The organism is Gordonia polyisoprenivorans NBRC 16320 = JCM 10675 (assembly GCF_000241325.1).
Lineage (GTDB): Bacteria > Actinomycetota > Actinomycetes > Mycobacteriales > Mycobacteriaceae > Gordonia > Gordonia polyisoprenivorans.
The window spans coordinates 1-20,421 of the sequence record NZ_BAEI01000030.1 but is presented as its reverse complement, the minus strand read 5'-3'; the positions used below and the strand labels follow the sequence as shown (position 1 = coordinate 20,421).

The 20,421-nt window shown below is 67.6% G+C and carries 21 protein-coding genes; 5 read left to right on the top strand and 16 right to left on the bottom strand.

Annotated features, from left to right (window positions below; genetic code table 11):
* Positions 1-70: 70 nt before the first annotated feature.
* Entirely contained in the window at positions 71-1,249 is a 1,179-nt protein-coding gene (locus GOPIP_RS07355) for a Fic family protein (protein ID WP_006368965.1), read from the top strand.
* A gap of 25 nt (positions 1,250-1,274) precedes the next feature.
* On the opposite strand, the gene GOPIP_RS07350 is transcribed toward GOPIP_RS07355, so the two are convergent.
* Positions 1,275-1,481 (bottom strand): hypervirulence associated TUDOR domain-containing protein, encoded by a 207-nt coding sequence (locus GOPIP_RS07350; protein ID WP_006368964.1) that lies wholly within the window; start codon positions 1,479-1,481, stop codon positions 1,275-1,277.
* A gap of 94 nt (positions 1,482-1,575) precedes the next feature.
* Positions 1,576-2,463, bottom strand: coding sequence for an LLM class flavin-dependent oxidoreductase (locus tag GOPIP_RS07345; protein WP_035727451.1), 888 nt, complete (start codon positions 2,461-2,463; stop codon positions 1,576-1,578).
* A 206-nt stretch (positions 2,464-2,669) separates the two neighbouring features.
* Between GOPIP_RS07345 and GOPIP_RS07340 the strand changes: the two genes are divergently transcribed.
* A complete protein-coding gene (locus tag GOPIP_RS07340; RefSeq protein WP_006368962.1) occupies positions 2,670-3,131 on the top strand; it encodes a DinB family protein in 462 nt (153 codons plus the stop codon).
* Positions 3,132-3,156: 25 nt separating this feature from the next.
* Here the strand turns inward: GOPIP_RS07340 and GOPIP_RS07335 are convergent, their stop codons facing one another.
* The 14 genes from GOPIP_RS07335 to GOPIP_RS07270 form a co-directional block, all read right to left on the bottom strand.
* Positions 3,157-4,050: an NAD(P)-dependent oxidoreductase gene (locus tag GOPIP_RS07335; protein WP_035727449.1), complete on the bottom strand. Its 894-nt coding sequence runs from the start codon at positions 4,048-4,050 to the stop codon at positions 3,157-3,159.
* Between the two features lie 44 nt (positions 4,051-4,094).
* Positions 4,095-4,907, bottom strand: a complete 813-nt coding sequence (locus tag GOPIP_RS07330; RefSeq protein ID WP_006368960.1) for a hydroxypyruvate isomerase family protein — start codon at positions 4,905-4,907, stop codon at positions 4,095-4,097.
* Positions 4,908-4,972: 65 nt separating this feature from the next.
* Positions 4,973-6,034, bottom strand: coding sequence for a hydrogenase expression/formation protein HypE (gene hypE, locus GOPIP_RS07325; RefSeq protein WP_006368959.1), 1,062 nt, complete (start codon positions 6,032-6,034; stop codon positions 4,973-4,975).
* Positions 6,027-7,142: a hydrogenase formation protein HypD gene (gene hypD, locus GOPIP_RS07320; RefSeq protein ID WP_006368958.1), complete on the bottom strand. Its 1,116-nt coding sequence runs from the start codon at positions 7,140-7,142 to the stop codon at positions 6,027-6,029. Before hypD ends, hypE begins: the two co-directional genes overlap by 8 nt.
* On the bottom strand, positions 7,139-7,411 hold the full coding sequence (locus GOPIP_RS07315; protein WP_006368957.1) for a HypC/HybG/HupF family hydrogenase formation chaperone: 273 nt from the start codon (positions 7,409-7,411) through the stop codon (positions 7,139-7,141). Before GOPIP_RS07315 ends, hypD begins: the two co-directional genes overlap by 4 nt.
* Before the next feature lie 2 nt (positions 7,412-7,413).
* Entirely contained in the window at positions 7,414-9,792 is a 2,379-nt protein-coding gene (gene hypF, locus GOPIP_RS07310) for a carbamoyltransferase HypF (protein WP_006368956.1), read from the bottom strand.
* Positions 9,789-11,018 (bottom strand): NHL repeat-containing protein, encoded by a 1,230-nt coding sequence (locus GOPIP_RS07305; protein WP_006368955.1) that lies wholly within the window; start codon positions 11,016-11,018, stop codon positions 9,789-9,791. The genes hypF and GOPIP_RS07305 overlap by 4 nt, the downstream gene beginning before the upstream one ends.
* A complete protein-coding gene (locus GOPIP_RS07300) occupies positions 10,997-11,902 on the bottom strand; it encodes a NifU family protein (RefSeq protein ID WP_006368954.1) in 906 nt (301 codons plus the stop codon). Before GOPIP_RS07300 ends, GOPIP_RS07305 begins: the two co-directional genes overlap by 22 nt.
* Positions 11,899-12,261, bottom strand: a complete 363-nt coding sequence (locus GOPIP_RS07295; protein ID WP_006368953.1) for a hypothetical protein — start codon at positions 12,259-12,261, stop codon at positions 11,899-11,901. The genes GOPIP_RS07300 and GOPIP_RS07295 overlap by 4 nt, the downstream gene beginning before the upstream one ends.
* Complete coding sequence (locus GOPIP_RS07290) at positions 12,248-13,600, bottom strand: tetratricopeptide repeat protein (protein ID WP_006368952.1); 1,353 nt, start codon at positions 13,598-13,600, stop codon at positions 12,248-12,250. Before GOPIP_RS07290 ends, GOPIP_RS07295 begins: the two co-directional genes overlap by 14 nt.
* On the bottom strand, positions 13,601-14,482 hold the full coding sequence (locus GOPIP_RS07285) for a hydrogenase maturation protease (protein WP_006368951.1): 882 nt from the start codon (positions 14,480-14,482) through the stop codon (positions 13,601-13,603). It abuts the gene before it with no gap.
* Positions 14,482-16,113 (bottom strand): nickel-dependent hydrogenase large subunit, encoded by a 1,632-nt coding sequence (locus GOPIP_RS07280; protein WP_006368950.1) that lies wholly within the window; start codon positions 16,111-16,113, stop codon positions 14,482-14,484. The genes GOPIP_RS07285 and GOPIP_RS07280 overlap by 1 nt, the downstream gene beginning before the upstream one ends.
* A 97-nt stretch (positions 16,114-16,210) precedes the next feature.
* Complete coding sequence (locus GOPIP_RS07275; RefSeq protein ID WP_006368949.1) at positions 16,211-17,182, bottom strand: NADH-quinone oxidoreductase subunit B family protein; 972 nt, start codon at positions 17,180-17,182, stop codon at positions 16,211-16,213.
* A complete protein-coding gene (locus GOPIP_RS07270; RefSeq protein ID WP_006368948.1) occupies positions 17,182-17,796 on the bottom strand; it encodes a helical membrane plugin domain-containing protein in 615 nt (204 codons plus the stop codon). The genes GOPIP_RS07275 and GOPIP_RS07270 overlap by 1 nt, the downstream gene beginning before the upstream one ends.
* Positions 17,797-18,009: 213 nt before the next feature.
* Here GOPIP_RS07270 and GOPIP_RS07265 point away from each other — a divergent pair, with 213 nt between their 5' ends.
* Genes GOPIP_RS07265 through hypB form a run of 3 tightly spaced genes read left to right on the top strand, consistent with a single transcriptional unit; the run spans position 18,010 to position 20,360 of the window.
* Entirely contained in the window at positions 18,010-19,065 is a 1,056-nt protein-coding gene (locus GOPIP_RS07265; RefSeq protein WP_006368947.1) for a helix-turn-helix transcriptional regulator, read from the top strand.
* A gap of 3 nt (positions 19,066-19,068) precedes the next feature.
* On the top strand, positions 19,069-19,491 hold the full coding sequence (locus GOPIP_RS07260; RefSeq protein ID WP_006368946.1) for a hydrogenase maturation nickel metallochaperone HypA: 423 nt from the start codon (positions 19,069-19,071) through the stop codon (positions 19,489-19,491).
* Positions 19,492-19,493: 2 nt separating this feature from the next.
* On the top strand, positions 19,494-20,360 hold the full coding sequence (gene hypB, locus GOPIP_RS07255; protein ID WP_006368945.1) for a hydrogenase nickel incorporation protein HypB: 867 nt from the start codon (positions 19,494-19,496) through the stop codon (positions 20,358-20,360).
* Positions 20,361-20,421 lie beyond the last annotated feature (61 nt).

Here is a 20,421-nt window from a genome sequence, read left to right as displayed (position 1 = left end):
TTAGCGGATAAGTGAGGGTATGGTGGGCGCATGCTCTCAGTTATTTCGTTCAGATAGGTGAACGTCGCGAATGTGGCCGGCCATCGACTACGAGTACCTTGACTGGACACCGACAATTCCGGCCGAGTTGCTCGCGCGTGCGCAGCGGGACCGTCATCGCGGACCCTACCGCGCCGCCGTCGTGCCGCTCATCGCCGACAAGACTCCGGCTGTCCCGGCGCCGCTGGCGACACTGGTATCCGAGGCAAGTGCGATGATCGCCCGTTTCGACGCCGAGTTCGGCAGCGAGATAGCGTCGTTCGCCACCATCCTGCTCCGCTCCGAGTCTGCCTCGTCATCCCAGATCGAAAACCTCTCGTCCGGCGCAAAACAGATAGCCCTCGCACAGCTCGGGAGCACCGAGAAGCGCAACGCGACCGCCATCGTCGGCAACGTCGCTGCGATGAGCGCGGCGATAGCGCTGGCCGACCGATTGGACGCCGACACCATTCTTGCCATGCATCGCGCACTGCTCGAGAACCACGATCCGGCGATCGCCGGCGCCTGGCGCACCGATCAGGTATGGATCGGTGGCTCGGGAGTGGGTCCACACGGCGCCGACTTCGTAGCACCCGCCGCGCGATACGTGCCCCAACTCATCGATGATCTGCTGATTTTCGCGCGCCGCACAGATCTGCCGCCACTGCTCGCCACCGCAATCGCACATGCCCAGTTCGAGACGATCCACCCCTTTCCGGACGGGAACGGACGCACCGGTCGGGCGCTGGTGCAGTCCATGTTTCGCCACCACGGAATGACCCACACCGTCACGATTCCGGTCTCGGCAGGACTACTCGCCGACACCGGACACTATTTCGCCACCCTCGATGCTTATCGCGAAGGCGATGTCGTCCCCATCATCGAGACGATGGCCAACGCAGCGATGTCTGCGATCGCGCAAGCAACCGACCTGGTGTCGGAGCTTCGGCGAATCCGCAGTCACTGGAGCGATATCGTCCGGGTTCGTGGTGGGTCATCGGCTCAACGGCTTCTCGATGTTGTTCTGCGCCAACCGGTCGTGGACACCAAGACGGTGGCCGGCGAGCTCGGCATCTCGCCGACAAATGCCGGCCGGGCCATCGCCCCGCTCGTGGAGGCCGGTGTCCTGGTGGAATTCACCGGCTTCCGGCGTAACCGGATGTGGCAAGCCGTCGAGGTGACAGCAGCACTCGATGACTTCGCGGCGCGGGCGATGCGGCGCCTGCAGTAATGCTGCGAGTACGTCGTGGCGATCGCTACTTCTTCTTCGTCAGCGACGACTCCTTGTGTGCGGCTTTCGCTCCGGTCTTGTCGGATTCGACGATCCAGTAGGGCTCGTCATCGGACGCGTTGAACTTCTGGCCCTCGAACGTGAACGGGAAGGTGCGTTTCTCGCGAGCCGCGCCATGGGTGGTGCCCTGCGAGGTGTTCCATTCGACGGTGTCGTTGGTGGTGATGGACATGAGCCGAGGATGGTCCGCTCATCGGGCGCCGTCACCGGAGAGGCTGAGGTTGATGCGCAGTCGACACCCCGGCGAGCACGTGGTCACGCGCCGGTCACGTCAGGCGGAAGTCCGCGGCCACCTCGGCGGCTCGGTGCAGTTGCTCGGGGTCGGCGCTGGTGGGAATCAGCTGGACCTCGTCGGTTCCGATGTCGGCGAACGCCGACAGCACTGTCCGCAACTCGTCCTCGGTCCCAGCCCAGCCGGTGGTCGGGGCCATCGCGTCGACGAACTCCGACGGTATCCAGTTCATGTAGCGACGCAGGTGCCGGTGGATCTGCGCGCGCGACGCGTCACCGTCGCCGAAGGCGAACCAGAACGAGGTGGCCAGGTGCGGAGGCGGCCGCCCCGCGTCGGCCCACGCGGTACGTGCGATGTCGAAGAGTTCGCGTTGCCGCGTGAGGTCGAGGTCAAGGGTCACCCCGGCGACACCGGACGCCCAGGCGGCGGCGCTGCGGATGGTGGCCGGACCCGTTGTCCCGACGTGTAATTCGGGACCGCCGGCCTGGACGGGCGACGGCCCGACCGGTCGGGTGGCGCCGGTGAGGTTCTCCCCCGCCCACACCAAGCGCATTATCTGGGCACGTTCACCGAGGACGCGCATACGTTGGGTGGCGAGGTCGGCGCCCACGGCGCGATAGTCCTCGTGGCGGCCGCCGATACCCAGGCCCACGGTGAGCCGGCCGCCGCTGAGCATGTCGCCGGTGGCCAGTGCCTTGGCCAGCATGACCGGGTCGTGCAGTTGCGGGACGACGACCGTGGTCACCAGCCGTACGCGGCTCGTCCAGGCGGCGAGTGCGCCGAGCAGCGTCAGGGTGTCGGGGTTGTCGAAGGCGATTCGTTCACCCCAACACAGTGACGAGAACGGTCCGTCGTCGATGGCCGTGGCCCATGACCGCAAGACGTCGGCGTCCAGGTCGGGCTCCATCACGGGCAGCGTCATTCCGATGCGCACGAGAGGGATCGTGACACGGCCGGCGACTCTCCTCGCCTGTTTTCAGTCATTGGCGTGGGTAGCGAGCGACCGCGACCTGGGGTTTTGCCAAATCTCTACTTTCGAAATGACTGAAAACAGGCGAGAACGACCGACAGTGGGGTGCGGCGGCGTCCGTTGCAGCCGAAGTGACTCCATGTGCGACAGTCCTCGATATGGATTCGTGGACCGCTGCCGCCCTGAACACCGCCGACACGTGCTGGACCGGCATGGTCGCTGTGCTCGAGGAACTCACCGACTCCGAGGTCCACGGACGGCTCCCTGTCGACGGATCGAACTCGCCCTATGCGGTCGCCCACCACTGCGTGGAGATGACGCGATGGTGGCTCGGAAGCTTCGGGTGCGGTCTCGATCTGCCGCGCGATCGGGCCTCGGAGTTCGACGCGACCGGTTCACTCCCCGACCTCCTCGCACGTATCCGAAGCACGCGCACCGACATGATCACGTGGACCGAGCAGATCCTTCGCGACGGCATCGCCGCTCGGGATGCGACGGGCACCACCTCCGACGTCGACCTCGCGACCGTCTCACCGCAGTGGGTGATCCTGCACGTGGTGCATGAACTCGCCCAGCATCTCGGTCAGATGCAGGTCACCCGGGATGTGTTGCGGGCCTGAGGCCGTCGGCCTGAGGCTCCTCGCCTTACTCGGCGTCCTCGTCCAACTTCCCGGACAGACGCAGGACCCCCCGCAACAGCGCACTGTGGTCCAGGCCGCCGTCGCCGTTGGCGCGAGCCGAGGCCATCAGCGTCGCCACGAGTGACCCGACCGGGGTGACCACACCGGCATCGCGGGCTGCGGCCGTGACGATCCCAAGGTCCTTGTGGTGCAGTTCGATCCGACCGCCCGGCGCGAAGTCGCGCTCGATCATGCGGTGCGCCTTGTGGTTGAGGACGGTGGAGCCGGCAAGGCCGCCGGCGAGAACGCCGACGGCGGCGGAGGTGTCGACTTGGTGGGTTTCGAGGAAGACCACCGCCTCGGCGAGTGCCTGGATGTTCGCGGCGACGATGAGCTGGTTGGCCGCCTTCACGATCTGGCCGCTGCCACTCGGCCCGACGTGGGCGATGGTGTCACCGACCGCGTCGAGGACCGGCAGTGCGCGCTCGTAGGCGTCGTCGTTGCCGCCGACCATGATCGACAGGCTACCGGCGACCGCGCCCTCCTGCCCGCCCGACACCGGGGCGTCGAGGAACGAACACCCTTGTGCTGCCGCTGTTTCGGCCATGCGGATCGCGGTCGCGGGATCGATGGTGGAGAAGTCGATGACCACGGTGCCCGGCGCAGCGTGGGCGAGGACCCCGTCGGGGCCGGTGAGGACCTCCTCTACGTCGGCAGACGCCGGGAGGTTGAGTGCGACGAACTCGGCGCCGGTGACGGCCGCGGCGATCGACTCGGCGGCGTCACCGCCGGCTGCGATGAGGTCGGCGGCCTTGGCCGGGGTCCGGTTGTAGCCGACGACGGTGTGACCGGCACGGACCAGATTGATGGCCATCGGGCTGCCCATCACGCCGAGTCCGATGAATCCTATTGTCGCCACGGGGTTTCCTCCATCGTTCGCTCAGTCACCACACCGTCTCTGCGTCACCGAAATGCGGGAAAGTCCGGTACCCAGTCGAAGGTATCGGAACGGGTGGGTATGTACTCCAGGCTGATCCATCCCGGATAGTCGCGGGCGGCGAGCGCGGCCAGTGGTCGGGACAGGTCCAGGCTGCCGGTGCCGGGTTCACCGCGGCCCGGGACGTCGGCGATCTGAACATGGCCGATCCGGTCGGCGACGGTGTCGATCACGTCGTCGAGGTTCTCGCCGTTGACCGCGAGGTGGTAGAGGTCTGCCAGCAGTGCCGCGTTGTCAACGCCGTGGTCGCGGGCGAGTCTGTCGCAGACGTCGATCGCGTGCGCCGCCCGGGTCAGCGGATAGGTGGGTATGCCGCTGAGTGGTTCGAGGAGGATGCCGGCGTCGATGGTTGCGGCCGCGCGGGCGGCGAACGCGAGGTTCTCGGCGGCGAGATCGTCCTGGACCTCCATGGCCAGATCGCCGATGCGGTTGCCGTACAGCGCATTGAAGCCGACGACACCGAGCCGAGATCCGATACCGATCGCGACGTCGACGCTGTCACGGAATTCGGCGCCGGTGGCCGGGTGCGACAACAGTCCACGCTCGCCTGCCGACAGATCCCCGGCGGCGAAGTTCAAGTGTGTGAGGCGAACCCCGGCGTCCTCGACCGCGGTGACGAAGGCGTCGACGTCACGGTCGGCAGGGACGGCGGCGGCGAACGGCCACCAGAACTCGACGGCGCCGAATCCGGCGTCACGCGCGGCCTGCGGCCGGTGCAGCAACGGCAGGTCGGTGAGCAGGATCGAACAGTTCACCGTGATCCGTGAGGTGTCCACCACCCCATCTTCCCCATGTCCGGCGCCAGGGCGTGGTCGGGGCTCGGCGAGACTGTGCGCGCCGCCGATCAGCAGATGCGTGGCAGTTGTTCGCCGAGGTCGCGTTCGATGACCCGCGTGGTACCGAAGGCGGTGCGGCCCACGACCATTCCCGGGTGCGCGGCGACCACCCGGCCGATGACGGTCGCACTCTGCCCCTCCGGCCGGGCGTGCATGGCGGCCACCACCGCGTCGGCGTCGTCTGCGGCGACCACGGCGATCATCTTTCCCTCGTTGGCGATCTGCAGCGGATCGAGTCCGAGGAAACCGCACGCCGATGCGACCGCTTCGGGGACCGGGATCCGGGATTCGTCGAGTTCGATGCCGACGCCGGCGGCTGCGGCGAGTTCGGTGGTCGCGGCGACCACCCCGCCGCGTGTCGGATCACGCAGCGCGTGCACGTCACCGGCGGCCAGCGCGTCACGGACGAGATAACACAGGGCGGCACTGTCGGATACGACGGGAGACCCGAAGTCGATGCCCTCCCGCACGCTGAGGATCGCGACACCGTGCTCTCCGATCGGCCCCGACACGATGACCACATCGTCGGGCCGGATGCGTTCCGGCGACACGTCGACGCCGGCGGGGACGACCCCGACACCCGCGGTGTTCACGAACAACTGATCGGCCGATCCGCGGCCGACGACCTTGGTGTCGCCGGTCTCGACGCGTACGCCCGCGAGACGTGCGGCGGCGCCCATCGCTTCCACCACCGGCCCGAGTACCGAGAGTTCGAGTCCTTCCTCGAGGATGAACCCGGCGCTGAGCGCCAGCGGCATGGCTCCGCTGCAGGCGAGGTCGTTGACGGTGCCGTTGACCGCGAGGTCGCCGATGCAGCCGCCGGGAAAGAACAGTGGTTGCACCACATAGGAATCCGTCGTGAAGGCGATCCGGCCGCCGTCGACGGGCAGCACCGCCGAGTCGCGGGCGGGACCGTGACGTCCGCCGAAGGCGGGCACGAAGAGGTTCTCGATGAGTTCTTCGGAGAGGATGCCGCCGCCACCGTGGCCGAGTACGATCCGCTCGGTGTCGCGCAACGGCAGTGGGCACGACCAGGATTCGGGGTCGATGGTCGCCGGCGACTCAGACATGCGCCGCACCCGTCGTGTCGAGGGACAGCCGCCGGAAATGGTAGTAGGCGGCGCACGCTCCCTCGCTGGACACCATCGTCGCCCCCAGCGGTGTGCGCGGTGTGCACAGCGTGCCGAACGCCGGGCACTCGTTCGGTTTGAGCAACCCCTGCAACACTTCTCCGGCGTGGCAGTCCGCCGACTCCTCGACCGTCACCTCGCCGACACCGAAGCGCACCTCGGCGTCGAACTGTGCGTATCGGCGCGACAGCTTCCAGCCGGACTGCGGGATCATCCCGATGCCACGCCATTGCCGGTCGGTCACCTCGAACACGTCGGCCAGGATCTCCTGGGCCACACCGTTACCGGCCGGACTGACCGCACGCGGGTAGGCGTTGCGCAACGCGGGCGTGCCGGATTCGAGGAGGTCGACGGCCTGCCGCACACCTTCGAGGAGATCAAGGGGTTCGAAGCCGGTGACGACGATCGGCACCCGGTAGCGCTCCACGAGCGGGCCGTACTCGCTCATGCCCATCACGGTGCAGACGTGTCCGGCGGCGAGAAAGGCCTGCACGCGATTGGTCGGCGACGACAGGATCGCGGTCATCGCCGGGGGCACCAGCACGTGCGAGACCAGCATCGAGAAGTTCACCAGCCCGAGTCGCTGGGCGTGCAGCACCGACATCGCGTTGGCCGGGGCGGTCGTCTCGAAGCCGACTCCGAAGAACACCACCTCCTTGTCGGGGTTGTCGGCGGCGATACGGACGGCGTCGAGCGGTGAATACACCACGCGCACATCACCTCCGCGTGCCCGCACCGAGAACAGGTCCTCGTGGCTGCCGGGGACGCGCAGCATATCGCCGAACGAACAGAAGATGACCTCCTCGCGGCCGGCGATCTGCAGAGCGCGGTCGATCATCTCCAACGGGGTGACACACACCGGGCAGCCGGGACCGTGGATGAACTCGACGACGTCGTCGAGTAGTTGGTCGATGCCGTTGCGGATGATCGAATGGGTCTGTCCGCCACACACTTCCATGAGCGTCCAGCGGGTGGTGGCGCGGTCACGGATCTGGCGGACCAGGGCGCGCGCGGCCGCCGGATCACGGAACTCGTCGAGATACTTCATGCGCTCGTCCCTTCGTCGACGGGCTCGGACCCGAGTTCTTCGTCGAGGATGCCGAGTTCGTCGAACATCCGCAGTGTCTCGTTGGCGGACTCCTCATCGAGCCGGGTGATGGCGAAACCGGCGTGGACGATCGTGTATTCGCCGATCTGCATGTCGGGCAGATACGCCAGGCAGACGGTTTTGCTCGTCCCGGAGAAGTCGACGGTCGACATGCGGGTGCCCGCCTCCTCCCAGATGTGGGTCACCCGGCCGGGAATTCCCAAACACATGGCTACTCCGCTCTTTTCGTCGCTGTGCCGGATGCGCCGACGACGCCCGGGATGTCGGTCTGTACGGGCCGTTCGTTCGCCGGCCCGGATCGCAGCGTCGCCGCCGCGATACACGCCTGCCCCAGTGCCAGGCCCCCGTCGCCCCCGGGGACCACGCGATGGGCGAGCACACGCAGGCCGGCCTGCTCGACTCCGTCGGACACCCCTTGGCGTAGAGCGTTGTTGACGAACACCCCGCCGCTGAGGCCGACGATCCCGATGTCGAGTGCGCGCGCCGACCGTACGCATCGGGTGACGAGCGCGTCGATCACCCAGTGCTGGAACGACGCCGCGAGATCGGCGGTCGGGCGCCCGGTGCGCAGGCCGTCGACCAGCCCGGCGATCAGGTGCCGGTAGTCGATGATCGCGTCATCCGCCTCCGACCTGGCGGGGGCGAACGAGGCGGGGGCGAACGAGTCGGGAGTTCCTGTACGCGCGCAGGTTTCGAGCTCGACGGCCGCCTGACCCTCATAGGTGGGATGGATACAGATCCCCAAGAGTGCGGCCACCGCGTCGAACAGCCGGCCCAGACTGGTCGTGACCGGGCAGCCGATGCCCGAACGTCGTTGCTGCGCGAGGATGCGACAGGCCGCATCACCGAGCGCGCGGGCCGGTGCGAGATCGTCGATGTCGGTGATTCCGCTGCGCCACAGCAGGTCCAGGGCGATGCGCGAGGGGTCGCGGACCGCATTGTCGCCGCCGGGGAGGGCGAACTCGGCCAGGTGCGCCACCCGGGTGAAGGTGCTGACGTCATGTCCGAGCGCAAGGAGTTCGCCACCCCAGATGACGCCATCGGTCCCGTATCCGGTTCCGTCACAACACCAGACGAGCGCCGAGGTGCCGAGCAGCTCGTGCTCGGCCAGCAGCGACACCGCATGCGCGTGATGGTGCTGCACCTCGACGATCGGACGGCCGGCGGCGTGGCGGCGCGCCCAGGAGGTGGTGGCGTATCCCGGATGTATGTCGCAGGCGATCGCGCCCGCACTGATACCGGTCATGGTCTGGAGGTGGTCGAGTGCGTCGGTGAACGAACGCTGGGTGCGCGGGTCGGCGAAGTCCCCGAGATGCGACGACATGTGGCCACCGTCGTGCGTGGCGAGCAGACAGAAGGTGGTCTTGAGGTCGCCGCCGGTGGCGACGATCGGCACCGGGGCGTCGGCGGCGGGCACCGGCATCGGCGCGTACCCGCGGGACCGACGTACCGGTACCGGCCCGTCGCCGGCGATCCGGATGACCGAGTCCTCGCACGGCACGTGGATCGGGCGGTCATGGGTGAGAACGGCGGCGGCGATCCCGGCCAGCCGGTCGTCGATGTCGTCGCGGTACAGGATGGGTGAGCCGCTGGTGTTGGCGGAGGTCATCACCAGCGGGATCGCGCCCATCGCGTCGAACAGCAGGTGATGCACCGGGGTATAGGCCAGCAGCACACCGAGTTCGGCGAGTCGGGGCGCAACGCCCGGTGCCACCGCACCCACCCGCGGTGCCACGACGATCGGTGCCTGCGGTGACGCGAGCGCAGAACGTGTCGCATTGGTCAGCTCGATCAGTGTTGCCGCGTGGTCGAGGTCGGCGGCCATCACCGCGAGCGGCTTGTCGGGACGGTGTTTGCGGTCGCGCAGCGTGGCTACGGGCTCGTGCCGATCGGCGCGACAGGCCAGGTGGAATCCGCCGATCCCCTTGATCGCCACGATCTGCCCGTCGTGCAGCGCCTGCGCGGCCGCGTCGATCGGGTCGGCTACGGCGGCGCCGACGAACCGTGCGCCGTCGGCGCGCCGGAACTCGAGGTGCGGCCCGCAGTCCGGACACGCGATGGTCTCGGCGTGGAATCGGCGGTCGAGCGGATTCTCGTATTCAGCCCGACAGGCCTCGCACATCGCGAAGTGCGCCATCGTCGTCGCCGCGCGATCGTAGGGCAGGTCGGTGATCACCGTGTAGCGCGGCCCGCAGTCGGTGCAGGTGATGAACGGGTGCCGATGGCGGCGGTTGCCCGGGTCGCGCATCTCGGCCAGACAGGCTGCGCAGCAGGCGACATCGGCGGGAACCAGTGTGCGGCCCGTCCCGCCGGTGCGGCTGGTGGCGATACGGAAGCCGTGGTCATGGCGACACGGCAACGTCCGTGTGCGGACGGAGTCGATACGGGACAGCGGTGTGGGACCGGCACTGACCTCGTCCACGGCGCCCGACACCGCGTCGGCACTGCCCTCGAATTCGCAGCGCACCAAACCGGATTCGTTGCTGACCGTGCCGGACAGCCCGCGTCTCAGCGCGATCCGGGCAACAGCCGGCCGAAAGCCGACGCCCTGCACGACGCCACGCACCTCCACCTCGAGCCGCACCGTCATGACGTCATCTCCGGTGATGCCCTGTCCCACAGAATGATCCGGTTGTTCCCGGAGTCGGCGACGGCGATGGTGTTGCCGTCCCGGTGCAGTCCGTACGGCCAGCACAGGGTATCGGGAGCCACCGCGTCCCAACGGTTCTCACCGTTGGCGGCCATGGTGGGCTGGGCCAGGACCCCGTCGGCGCCGCCGATCACCCCGTCGAGGGCGCGGGCGAGCCAGTCGGGACGCTCCCAGAGCAGGAGGCGATTGTTGGCGGTGTCGGCGACGGCGAGTTGCCCGTCGGCCGCGGTCACACCGTAGGGGAACCGCAGTCCCGCAGCGGTTTGCGGGGCGTAGGGGAATTCGCCGGCACCGGTGAAGTCGGATTGCCCGAGTACCAGGTCGGCCGGGCGGTCGGCGACGACCGGGGTACGCCAGCCGAGGACGCGGTGGTTGCCGGCGTCGGCGACGAGAAGATACCCGTCGACGCCGGTGATGGCGTGGGGCCACCGGAACGAGCAGGCGTCGGCCGGACCACCACGATTCTCCTCACGCCCCTGCGGATCGGACTGCCCGAGGACGACGTCGGCGGGCCGGTCCGGCGAGGTGGGTACACCGTCGAGCCAGCCGAGTACCCGCCGATTCCCGGTGTCGGCGACCCAGAATCCGCCGTCGACGATCCCCGCACCGAACGGCCAGTAGAAGCTCGCGCCGTTCGGTGCGCCCCCACGGTTCGGTTCGACATCCGAGAGCTCGCGTTGTCCGAGAACGAGATCCGCGGGACGCGTCGCCGTGGGGACCTCCGAGTACACCAGCACGCGATGGTTCCACGCGTCGCACACGATCAGGGCGCCGTCATGCACGAGCACCCCGGTCGGCAGATGCAGGCCGCGCTCGCTGCCGCGGCCGTCGTCGTTGGCGCCGTCGGAGGCCCATTCACTTTGTCCCAGCAGCACATCGGCGGGCTGGTGATCGGTGTCGGGAATGCCGTGCCAGAGGAGCAGTCGATGGTTTCCGGTGTCGGCGGCGATGAGGTGGTGCTCGTCGAGCCACACCCCACGCGGTGCGTAGAGGGTGTCGGCGGCCGGGGTCGCCGACGGCAGCGCCAGGCCGCCCGGGGCGGGTGCGCCGAGCCATCGCGCCGCGCGCCAGCCGTGCGAGTCGGCGATGTCGGCAGCGGGAGGCGCACCACCCGGGCGGGTGGTGCGCATCGACACCGTACGGGTCACCCGCGTGGTCGTACCCATACCCGGTTTCCGTCCTGCCGCAACGGCCGCTGCTCGAGTGCCGCACCCGGCAGGCTCATGCACTCGCCGTCGGTGGCGTCGTAACACAGGGCGTGCCACGGGCAGGTCAAGGTGCCCTCGGTCTCGTCGATCAGTGCTTCGTCGAGCGGAAGGCCTTGGTGTGCGCACACATTGAGGTAGCTGTGTAAGGTGCCACCGATGTTGACGATGATCACCTCTGCGGACTCGCCGTGCTCGTCGGTGAGCGAACGGACGACGAGTTCACCCCGCGGTATCTCCGCCACCGCACCCGCGTCGACCCAGCCGGATTCGGCGGTGCGGACCGAGATCTCCCCCAGGGGGATGAATGCCGCCGACGATGTGGGCGCCGGTGCGGTGTCGAGTTCGACGGCGTCGATCGCCGGGACCGCCGACACGATCGCCTCGCTGACCGTGGTGCGCAGCGTCTGATCGGTCATCGAGCAACCGTTGCAGGAGCCGCCGAGCCGGATGTAGGCGATGCGGTCGTCGACGCGGACCACCTCGGCCGAGCCGCCGTGTGCGGCGATCATCGGCTCGACAGCGGTGAGCGCCTGACGGGCCGCGGTCAGCGGGTCGGGCCGCAGCAGTCCGTGCACCATCATCGCCAGGTGCACCACCGGGTCGTCGACGAGCTCGAACAGTGCCTCCCGGGTGGTGTCGTCGTCGCGCAGGCGCCGGACGATGGCCGTAAGCGCGGCCTTGTTCAGCGCGTCGAGCGCTTCGCGCAATCCCTCGGCGACGGTACGGGATTCGGCGGGTAGCGCCGCGACCGCCGTGGCGGCGTCGTCGACGGCCTTGGCCAACTCCTCCATGGTGGGCGACGCGGCGGGCGCCTGCGTCGGTCTCTCCTGCTGTGTGGTCATACGCCATACCCCTGTGCTCGATGGACAACCTCGGTCACCTTGGTGCGCAACAGATCCGCGAAGGCCATGCGGGCGGCGACGGCGAGAACCTCGGCGACAGTACCGTCGACGGCGATCGAGATCGGTCGCCGCGAGGTGGCCTCCAGGACGAAGCAGTGGCCCGCCGGGGTGTCGAGGCAGTGGTCGGCGAACACCGCATCGACGAACTGCGACAACCAGATTCCCTCCCCGTCCGGATCGGTGGCCAGTCGCTGCAGGGCGTTGTCGGTGCCGCCGCAGCGCTGCACGATCCGCTCGACGAAGGCCTCGGCCGCGGTGGCCGTCAGCAGGTCGAACTGCAGGCGCTCATGGTTGTCCATCGTCGGCCTCCCCGGAATCAAGGTCACCGACATCAAGGTCACCGGGATCTGGGGCATTACGGGTTCGGGCGCGGGCGATCTCGTCGAGCACCCCGCGCACCGACCGCACCATCTCGTCGGCCCCGAGGTCTTCGAACAGAAACCGCGCCTCGTGCAGGGCGGCGGTGGCCTCGGGGAACATCCCGAGGTGCGCCAACGCATTTCCCTGATTCGCGAGCACCCGCGCGTAGCCGGCAGGGTCGCGTGCCGGATCCCGCTCGGCGAGGACGTCGGCATACAGTTGCACGGCCTCCATCAGATTCTGCTCCTGATGGGCGCTGGGCGCGTACACCAAAGCGTTGGCGAGGTTCACGCTGGTGGCCGCCCATTGCTCGGGGTGCTCGTCGCGGGTGTACACCGCCAGCGCCTTGCGCAGCGACTGGGTGGCCACCGCCACCCGCAGCTGATCCGACGCCGAGGTCAGCGGCATCGTCAGATACACCGCAGCGAGATCGCGGTGGGCCGCGGCCCAGACCAGAGGTGCGTCGTCGGGATCGACGACCTGCAGACAACTCTGGAACTCCGCGGCCGCATCGTTCATCGCGGTTCCGGTGTCGACGGCGTGCTCGTGCAGCACCTGCCCGAGGGCCAGGTGGAGTTCGGCGCGCGCGGTGGGCAGGTCGGCGTCGGCGAGGAGCCGCAGCGCCTCCCGGAGGTCGGTGATAGCCTCGGGGGCACGGCCGAGTTCGCGTAGCGCCTCGGCGCGCGCGGCCAGGCACAATGCCCGCAGCGCCGGAGCGTCGAAGGCCTCGATGATCGCGGCATCGAGTAGTTCTCGACGGCGTTCGGGCGCCTCGGCGTACCCGGCCTGCGCGGCGAGGATCAGGGCCCGGACCTCCGGCGGCGCTGCGGGATCCGGGTCGGGGACCTCGCCGCGGCCGAGATGGGCCAGCACCAGTTGCGCGTGACTGTGCCACCGTGGGTCGATGCGCGCGAGTAGTGCGTCGAGGTTCACCCGTTCGGGTGCGATGGTCGCCAGATTGCACCAGTCGAGTGGGTGGTCGGTCATCCGGGCGCGGGCGGTGAGCAGTTCGGTGGCCTCGTCGAGGCGGCCGTCGTAAGCGGCGCCGATGCCCGCGAGTTCGGGTGGCCAGCTCGCCGGCCGACACCCGGCGGCGAGAGTGGCACGTAGGGAAGCGAATTCGTCGCCGGTGATCACCATCAGTCCGGCCGGGTAGGCGAACACCCCGAGCGGCTGCACATCGACGGTCGCCGACGGTGCCGCCGGGGCGAACTGCGCCCCGCCCGGAAGATGAGGTGCCCGGGCCGCATCGCCGGTGAGGACCTGCACACGAACCATTCAGCGCTCTCCTATCCGCACACGTGCGACGTGATGGTCGGCGTCCCATCGCAGGACGAACCGGCCCACCGGCGCCGTCCGACCCGCGTCGTCGAACACCTGTCGCACCACTGTGGCACGGTCCCCGCCGGCGGATCGCTGCTTCAGTAACAATCCGCCGGCGGAGGTGGACCGTAGCGGGTAGATCAGCAGGTCGTCGCCGTCGCAGCGTGCGGCGATCGAGTCGGTGGGAAAGAACCGGGCGGCGACGTCGGCGTCGACGAGAAGGCTTCCGGCATTGGTGAATTCGACCTCGGGCTCAGCCGGCTGAGGAGGTGAGGGGTACTCGGCGGTGATCAACTCGATGATCTGCTCGGCGGCCGCGGCAACCGGTGGGCGCAGGGGCTCCTCGGCGTCGAGGGCCACCGGCTCGAGGCTCTGCGCCTCGACGAGCAGCACCGTGATGTCGTCGGGGCACGTCTCGCCGAGCATCCAGCGCGCGAATCCGAGGGCGTGATCCCACCGGAACGAGTGCGTGTGGACCCCGGGGTCCGGCCCGATGTCGCCGAGTTCGGCTGCCGGAAGCCGGAACACGGTCCCCGGCGGCTGTCCGGTGCGGGCGGCATCGACGATGATCACCCGCCGGGCCCCGCGCAGCGCGAACGCCACATCCATCCCGGCCGTGCCGCCGTCGACCAGCCGCACCCCGTCGACCACACCGTGGCGATCCCACAATCGCCGGATCACCAACGGCCCCACCGCGTCGTCGCCGCGAATCAGGTTTCCGCATCCGACGACGACGAGGTCGGCCGGCTCGGGTGGATGCGGGTCGTCGGCGAGCAAATCGCTCGGGGCGGGCGGCACCGACCCGGGCTGGGTGGACGAGGCGGGAGTCGAGGCCATCAGAGCATCGAGTTCACGACGAACTTCGACATCTCCTTGCCGGACTTGGCATCGTAGGCGTGGACGGTGCACACCAGACAGGAGTCGAAGGATCGGGCGACGTGACCGAGTTCGACGGGATCGTTGATGTCGTGGATCGGCGTGCCGATGAGCGCCTGCTCGATCGGTCCGAGGACGCCATCCTTGTCGCGGGGTCCGATGTTCCACGCCGTCGGCGTGACCACCTGATAATTGGCGATCTTGCCCTTGTCGAGGACGATCCAGTCCGACAACGAGCCCCGAGCGGCCTCGGTGGAGCCGAATCCCTTGCCGGACTCCGGTTCCACGGGCTTCTGGTAGAAGCTCTCCTGCAGGTCGAGATCGTCGAGCCACTGCCTGGCCCACCGGAAGTATTTGGGCGCCTCGTGCATTCGCGCGAGCTGCCGGACGAACACGCTCGGCCCGATCTTGTCGATCATGTCCTTGAACAGCGGGTCGAAGTCCTGATGGGGCCCACCGCCGGGTGCCGACGCCGCGATGCGCCTCGCCAGTGGCCCCGCCTCCAGCGGGATACCGGTGCCGCTGCCGTTGAGGTCGTACCGGGGCGATTTCGCAAACGAGTACTTGCCCTTGGCCTTTCCGCGTTCGGGGTCGATCGGGTCGGTTTCACCCTCCCACGGATGCAGCGCCCGGTCGCCGTTGTAGAACGAGTGGGTGACGTCCTCGGCGACCTTGAGGTGGTCGAAGTCGTAGTAGTGACCGTCGGCGTAGATCCCGGACCGGTTGATCAACGCGTCGTTGCGGCCCTCGACCGTCGGATGGTCATACAGGGACGGTTCGAAGTACGTGCCGGTGGCGATGTAGTTGCCGACACCGGCTCCATAGGAATGCAATCCGATGTCGAGGCAGTAGCGGATGAAGAATCCGCAGTCGGAGTCGTGCTGGGATTCGTTCTCGTCGACCCAGGCCAGTACATCGGCCCAGGTACGGTTCTCCAACCAGCGATCGACACTGCAACCGAGCCAGTGTTTCTCGAGCCAGTTGTCCTTCCAGTGCTCGAGGATGGCGATGGAGCGGGTGACGTCGGCCAGCGTCGGGGCGCACATCACGCCACCGGGCACCATGAACGACGAATGCGGCCACTGCCCGCCGAAGATGGCGTACACCTCGACGGGTTTGCCGGAAAGCACCACTCCCGGTTGGTAGCTCGTGCCCGTGTAGATGCTGAACCGGCGACACGCCTCCTCGTACATCGGCGACGACGAGTACTTCGGGTGGGTGAGGTCGATCGCGAACAGCGCGTAGAAGTAGCGGGGGATGCTCTGCAGCGTCTCGCAGGCCTGCGCGATGTTGCGGATCAGCGTCGCATTGCGTGGCATGGTGGTCTGCCATGCGGTGTCGAGTGCGTAGGACGCCTTGTAGAGATGCGATCCGCCGCAGATCCCGCAGATGCGCGGGGTGACGATGAGGCCGGCCTGGGGGTCCTTGCCACGCAGGATCATCTCGAAGCCGCGGAACATCGCCGCCTGGGTCCACGCCGAGGTGACGACTCCGTCGTCGATGTGCACCCGGACGTCGAGGTCACCCTCGACGCGGCCGAGTGGGCTGACAAACAGGTCGATGGACGTCTTTTGTTCGGAAGTCGTTGTCATGATGCTCTTTTCGCCATGATTGGTTGGTTCGCCGGGGTGGACGGGTTGCGACGGCGCGGCATCGGTGGCGAGTTACCGCACCGGTGCGACCGGCCGATCACACGACGAACATGTCCTCCTTGCTCCATCGCGGGGCGGCCACACGCGCGGCCGCGGCCTGCGCCATGTACGTGAGATGGTCTGTGCCTTCGGGCACCTCTTTGGGGATGGTGCCGGAGACCTTCTGCGTCTTGAACACCGTGCCGGGGGCGAGATCGAAGAATGGGAACTCCGGCTCGGTGCAGCCGGTGCACGGCATGCCGGCTCGGGTCTTGGAGGACTGCCGATTCCACAGGATGCGGTTGCACGGCGAGTGCGTCATCGGTCCGCGGCAACCGAATTCGTAGAACAGGCACCCTGTCCGGGTGCCCTCTCCGAACGTCATCGTCGACTGCTTGTAGTCGAAGAACTGGACGCGGGTGCAGCCGGTCTGGGTGAACGACTTGAAGAATGTCTGCGGGCGATGCAGTTCGTCGAGTTCGATGTCGCCGGCCCGGCCGGTCGCCAGCGCGACGAGGATCTGGGTGATCCAGTCCGGGTGAGCCGGGCAGCCGGGGATGTTGATGATCGGCAGCCCCGACTTGGATTTCCAGTCGGCGCCGAGGAATCCGCCCCGATTGCGCTTGTGGAACTGCAGTCCGGTGGAGTCACTGGGATTGGGTTCGGTGGCGGGGATGCCACCCCAGGCGGCACAGTCACCGATGGCCACGACCACCGACGCCGCGTTGGCCAGCTCGACCACCCAGTCCTTCATCGGGCGCTCGGCGAACATGTCGTAGCGGCCGCTGCCGTCGGGGCCCTCGATGACGGTGCCCTCATAGACGAAGATGTCGAGTTGCCGTTCACCGCTTGCGCAGTCGCGGAAGATCTTCTGGGCCTGATCACCGAGTTCGAGACCCAGTGAGGGATGCCAGAGGACTTCCAGCCCGAAGTCGACGATCAGGTCGACGACGCTGGGTTCCTCGGCATTGAGGAACGACATGGTGTTGCCCGAACAGGCACCACCTTGAAACCAGAGCACCGAAGCCATCAGCGCACTCCTCGTTGTGTTGTGGTGGACGAATCGGTCCGGGATACAGCGTGATTCGGAGGTGCCTGACCGTTGCTGGCGCCCAGCGACCGGGCGACCTCGAGCAGGTAGGCCAGGCCCGAGCGGACGTTGCGGTCGCGCAGTGCGCGGGCGATCCCCCAGGCCGAGGGGACCGACATGCCTGCGCTGTAGGTGGCGTCGGCGTCGCCGAGCGCGCCGGCGAGCCGTCCGGCCGCTCCGACGGTGCCCGCATTGACGGCCCCGGAGTCGGCGAGCGCGGCGAGCAGCGGTCCAGCTTGTTTGGCCAATGCAACCGCCGAACGGGCGGCGTCCTTGACCTCGTCGGCGTTGATCCCGGCGAACGGGCTGTCGTCGGCGGTGAGGGTGGCGCGGGCCTCGCTCATGGCGTCGATCAGGGTATTGGACAGGTCGTCGCCGCGGCGCAGGATGCCGTCGACACCCTCGACAAGGATCGCCACCAGGTCGGCGTGGTCGAGCAGCGACATCAGAGAGTCTGCGACCTCGGGATCGGCGAGACGATCCGCGAGCAGCTTGCGGCGCTGCTCACCGTCGTCGGGTCCGTTCGGGGCCACCATGGAAACCACAGTGCTCATGGATCCTCCAAGGAAGGTCGGCTCACGGCCACGGGCTGTGCGGCGTGATTCCCAAACCACCCTCGACGGTAAGCCGCAGTAACGGTCGTCACAACCGCGTAGCCGCAACATTCATCCGATTTCCGCAACCTTCTTGTCCTCGGGCCGAAGCGCCGGACAATGGTGGTCATCGTCAGAGACTCACCGAGTCGGACGCTCACCGGAGGAGGTGTGATGTCGGTTCTGCACAATCCGCGGCGGGTGAATGCGGCGCGCACCAATGCCCCGGTGCGACGTCGGGTACGGCCGCGCGGTGTGCCACCAGCGCTGGAGAGCCGGCCCATCTTCGACACCGACGAGCTCGCGCGGGCCCAGCTCATGCTTCCCCGCGCGCTCGACGTCGACCAGTTGACCCTGACGCCGACCGGGGATCGGGCCTTTCACGCGGTCGTCCACGGGGTGCGCAGCCGCGGGTTGTCGCTGCTGTATCTCGACATCGCGGCCGCCCATCTCGAGATCCCGCGGCATGGGGATCACTACGGCGTGTACATGCAGATGAGTGGCTCGACCGACTGGTCGGTGAATCAGGAGTCGCTGGTGGGGTCGGCAACGCATGCCGTGGTGGCCAACCCCGGTGATCATCTGCTCGCCGTCCCGGGCGTCGACTCGACGATCCTGGTGCTCTCGTTCGGGGCGTTCCGGTTCAACTCCTATCTCTCGCGGTTACGCGGCCGCGAGATCCACGAGAACGTGCGCTTCGTTCCCGACTTCGACCTGACCGCGGAGGTCGCCTCGAGGTGGCACAGTGCGGTGCAGTTGCTCACCACCGAACTGTTCTATGCCGAGTCCCTACTGCATCAGGGCATCGGGATCGGCGCCGTCGAAGATCTCCTGATGTCGACGTTGCTCTACGTCCAGGATTCGACCTACCACGACGATCTCGTCGCACGTCCCCAGGCGATCTCTCGTCGCACGGTCCGGGCGGCACTGGAGTACATCGAGGCCCATCTCGCCGAGCGGATCAGCCTGCCCGATGTCGTCGAGGCGGCCGGGGTGAGCGAACGCACCCTGCAGCAGGGGTTCCGCGACGAGTTGCACACCACGCCGTCGGCCTACATCCGCAATCGACGGCTCGACCGCATCCACGACGTTCTGGCCGACTCGTTGCCCACGGACCGGGTCACCGTGTCGAACGTCGCGGTGAGCTGGGGATTCTCGCATCTGGGGAACTTCGCCGCCGCCTATCGCGCTCGTTTCGGCGAGGCCCCGTCGGAAACCCTGCGGAGGTGAACCGTGCATGAGTTGTCGCTGTGTCACGCCATCGTCGAGGTGGTGCGGCCGCACGCCGGCGTCCGCCGCATCGACACGGTGCATCTACGGGTCGGCGCTCTGCGGCAGGTCGTACCGGAGACCCTGACGTTCTGTTGGGACATCGTCGCCGCGCAGGAAGATCTCGGCGGAGCCGCGCTCGACATCGACTGGGTCGAGGCCACCGTGGCGTGTGCCGACTGTACGACGACGTCGCCGATCACCTCGCGGTTCTCGATTGCCTGCCCGGGATGCGGCAGCGCGCGCGTCGAGGTTCTCACGGGCGAAGAGTTTCTCGTGACCTCCATCGACGTCACAGCCCACGACGTCACAGCCCACGACGTCACAGCCCTCGACGTCACAGCACCCGTCGACGACATGCCCACCCGTACTCACGAAAGAGGTTGACCATGGGTCGTTTTCATCGACACGACACCGACCACACGCATGCTGACGGGACGGTGCACTCGCACGGGGACGGCGCGGTGCATACACATGAACCGCACACACATGAACACAGCTACGACCTCGCTGCGATCGAGGCGACGCAGCGTCCGTCCGGCGACGTGAGCGACAGTGAATTCGGGGACATGAGCGCCTACGACACCGGATCGGAACGGATCGACGTCCTCGAGGCCATCTTCACCGAGAACGACCGTCGGGCCGACATCAATCGCAGCCTGTTCACCGAGAACGGCGTGGTGGCGGTGAATCTGATGAGCTCACCCGGATCAGGAAAGACCTCAATCCTCAAGGCGACACTCGACGCACTAGACGGGGAGGTGCCGGTCGGGATCATCGAGGGCGATATCGCCACCGATCTCGACGCGGCCCAACTCGCCGGCCGCGGAGCGCAGGTGTCGTTACTCAACACCAATAACGGTTTCGGAGGAGAGTGCCATCTCGATGCACCGATGGTGAACCGTGCGCTGCAAGGCCTCGATCTCTCGCAGATAGATCTGGTGGTCATCGAGAATGTCGGGAACCTGGTGTGTCCTGCAGAATTCGATGTCGGTGAGCACGCGAAGGCCATGGTGTATGCGGTCACCGAGGGCGAGGACAAACCCTTCAAGTATCCGGTCATGTTCCGGTCGGTCGATGTGGTGCTCCTCAACAAGATCGACCTGCTCCCACATCTTGATGTCTCACTCGATGCGTACCGTGATGCGTTACGCCAGGTCAATCCGGCCGCACGCGTGATACCGGTGAGCGCGAAAACCGGCGAGGGCATGGACGCATGGATCGAGTGGCTTCGAACGATATCGAGCCGAACGTGAGATGGGGGTTGAATGGGGGATGCCCCGCAACACGGTGTGTTGCGGGGCATCCCGGAAAATT

What these genes read in the sequence shown, in the direction of transcription:
- GOPIP_RS07355 (WP_006368965.1), top strand. Translation starts at nt 71, where the DNA reads ATGTGGCCGGCCATCGACTACGAGTACCTTGACTGGACACCGACAATT.
- GOPIP_RS07350 (WP_006368964.1), bottom strand. Translation starts at nt 1,481, where the DNA reads ATGTCCATCACCACCAACGACACCGTCGAATGGAACACCTCGCAGGGC.
- GOPIP_RS07345 (WP_035727451.1), bottom strand. Translation starts at nt 2,463, where the DNA reads ATGACGCTGCCCGTGATGGAGCCCGACCTGGACGCCGACGTCTTGCGG.
- GOPIP_RS07340 (WP_006368962.1), top strand. Translation starts at nt 2,670, where the DNA reads ATGGATTCGTGGACCGCTGCCGCCCTGAACACCGCCGACACGTGCTGG.
- hypE (WP_006368959.1), bottom strand. Translation starts at nt 6,034, where the DNA reads ATGTCTGAGTCGCCGGCGACCATCGACCCCGAATCCTGGTCGTGCCCA.
- hypD (WP_006368958.1), bottom strand. Translation starts at nt 7,142, where the DNA reads ATGAAGTATCTCGACGAGTTCCGTGATCCGGCGGCCGCGCGCGCCCTG.
- GOPIP_RS07315 (WP_006368957.1), bottom strand. Translation starts at nt 7,411, where the DNA reads ATGTGTTTGGGAATTCCCGGCCGGGTGACCCACATCTGGGAGGAGGCG.
- hypF (WP_006368956.1), bottom strand. Translation starts at nt 9,792, where the DNA reads ATGACGGTGCGGCTCGAGGTGGAGGTGCGTGGCGTCGTGCAGGGCGTC.
- GOPIP_RS07305 (WP_006368955.1), bottom strand. Translation starts at nt 11,018, where the DNA reads ATGGGTACGACCACGCGGGTGACCCGTACGGTGTCGATGCGCACCACC.
- GOPIP_RS07300 (WP_006368954.1), bottom strand. Translation starts at nt 11,902, where the DNA reads ATGACCACACAGCAGGAGAGACCGACGCAGGCGCCCGCCGCGTCGCCC.
- GOPIP_RS07295 (WP_006368953.1), bottom strand. Translation starts at nt 12,261, where the DNA reads ATGGACAACCATGAGCGCCTGCAGTTCGACCTGCTGACGGCCACCGCG.
- GOPIP_RS07290 (WP_006368952.1), bottom strand. Translation starts at nt 13,600, where the DNA reads ATGGTTCGTGTGCAGGTCCTCACCGGCGATGCGGCCCGGGCACCTCAT.
- GOPIP_RS07285 (WP_006368951.1), bottom strand. Translation starts at nt 14,482, where the DNA reads ATGGCCTCGACTCCCGCCTCGTCCACCCAGCCCGGGTCGGTGCCGCCC.
- GOPIP_RS07280 (WP_006368950.1), bottom strand. Translation starts at nt 16,113, where the DNA reads ATGACAACGACTTCCGAACAAAAGACGTCCATCGACCTGTTTGTCAGC.
- GOPIP_RS07275 (WP_006368949.1), bottom strand. Translation starts at nt 17,182, where the DNA reads ATGGCTTCGGTGCTCTGGTTTCAAGGTGGTGCCTGTTCGGGCAACACC.
- GOPIP_RS07270 (WP_006368948.1), bottom strand. Translation starts at nt 17,796, where the DNA reads ATGAGCACTGTGGTTTCCATGGTGGCCCCGAACGGACCCGACGACGGT.
- GOPIP_RS07265 (WP_006368947.1), top strand. Translation starts at nt 18,010, where the DNA reads ATGTCGGTTCTGCACAATCCGCGGCGGGTGAATGCGGCGCGCACCAAT.
- hypB (WP_006368945.1), top strand. Translation starts at nt 19,494, where the DNA reads ATGGGTCGTTTTCATCGACACGACACCGACCACACGCATGCTGACGGG.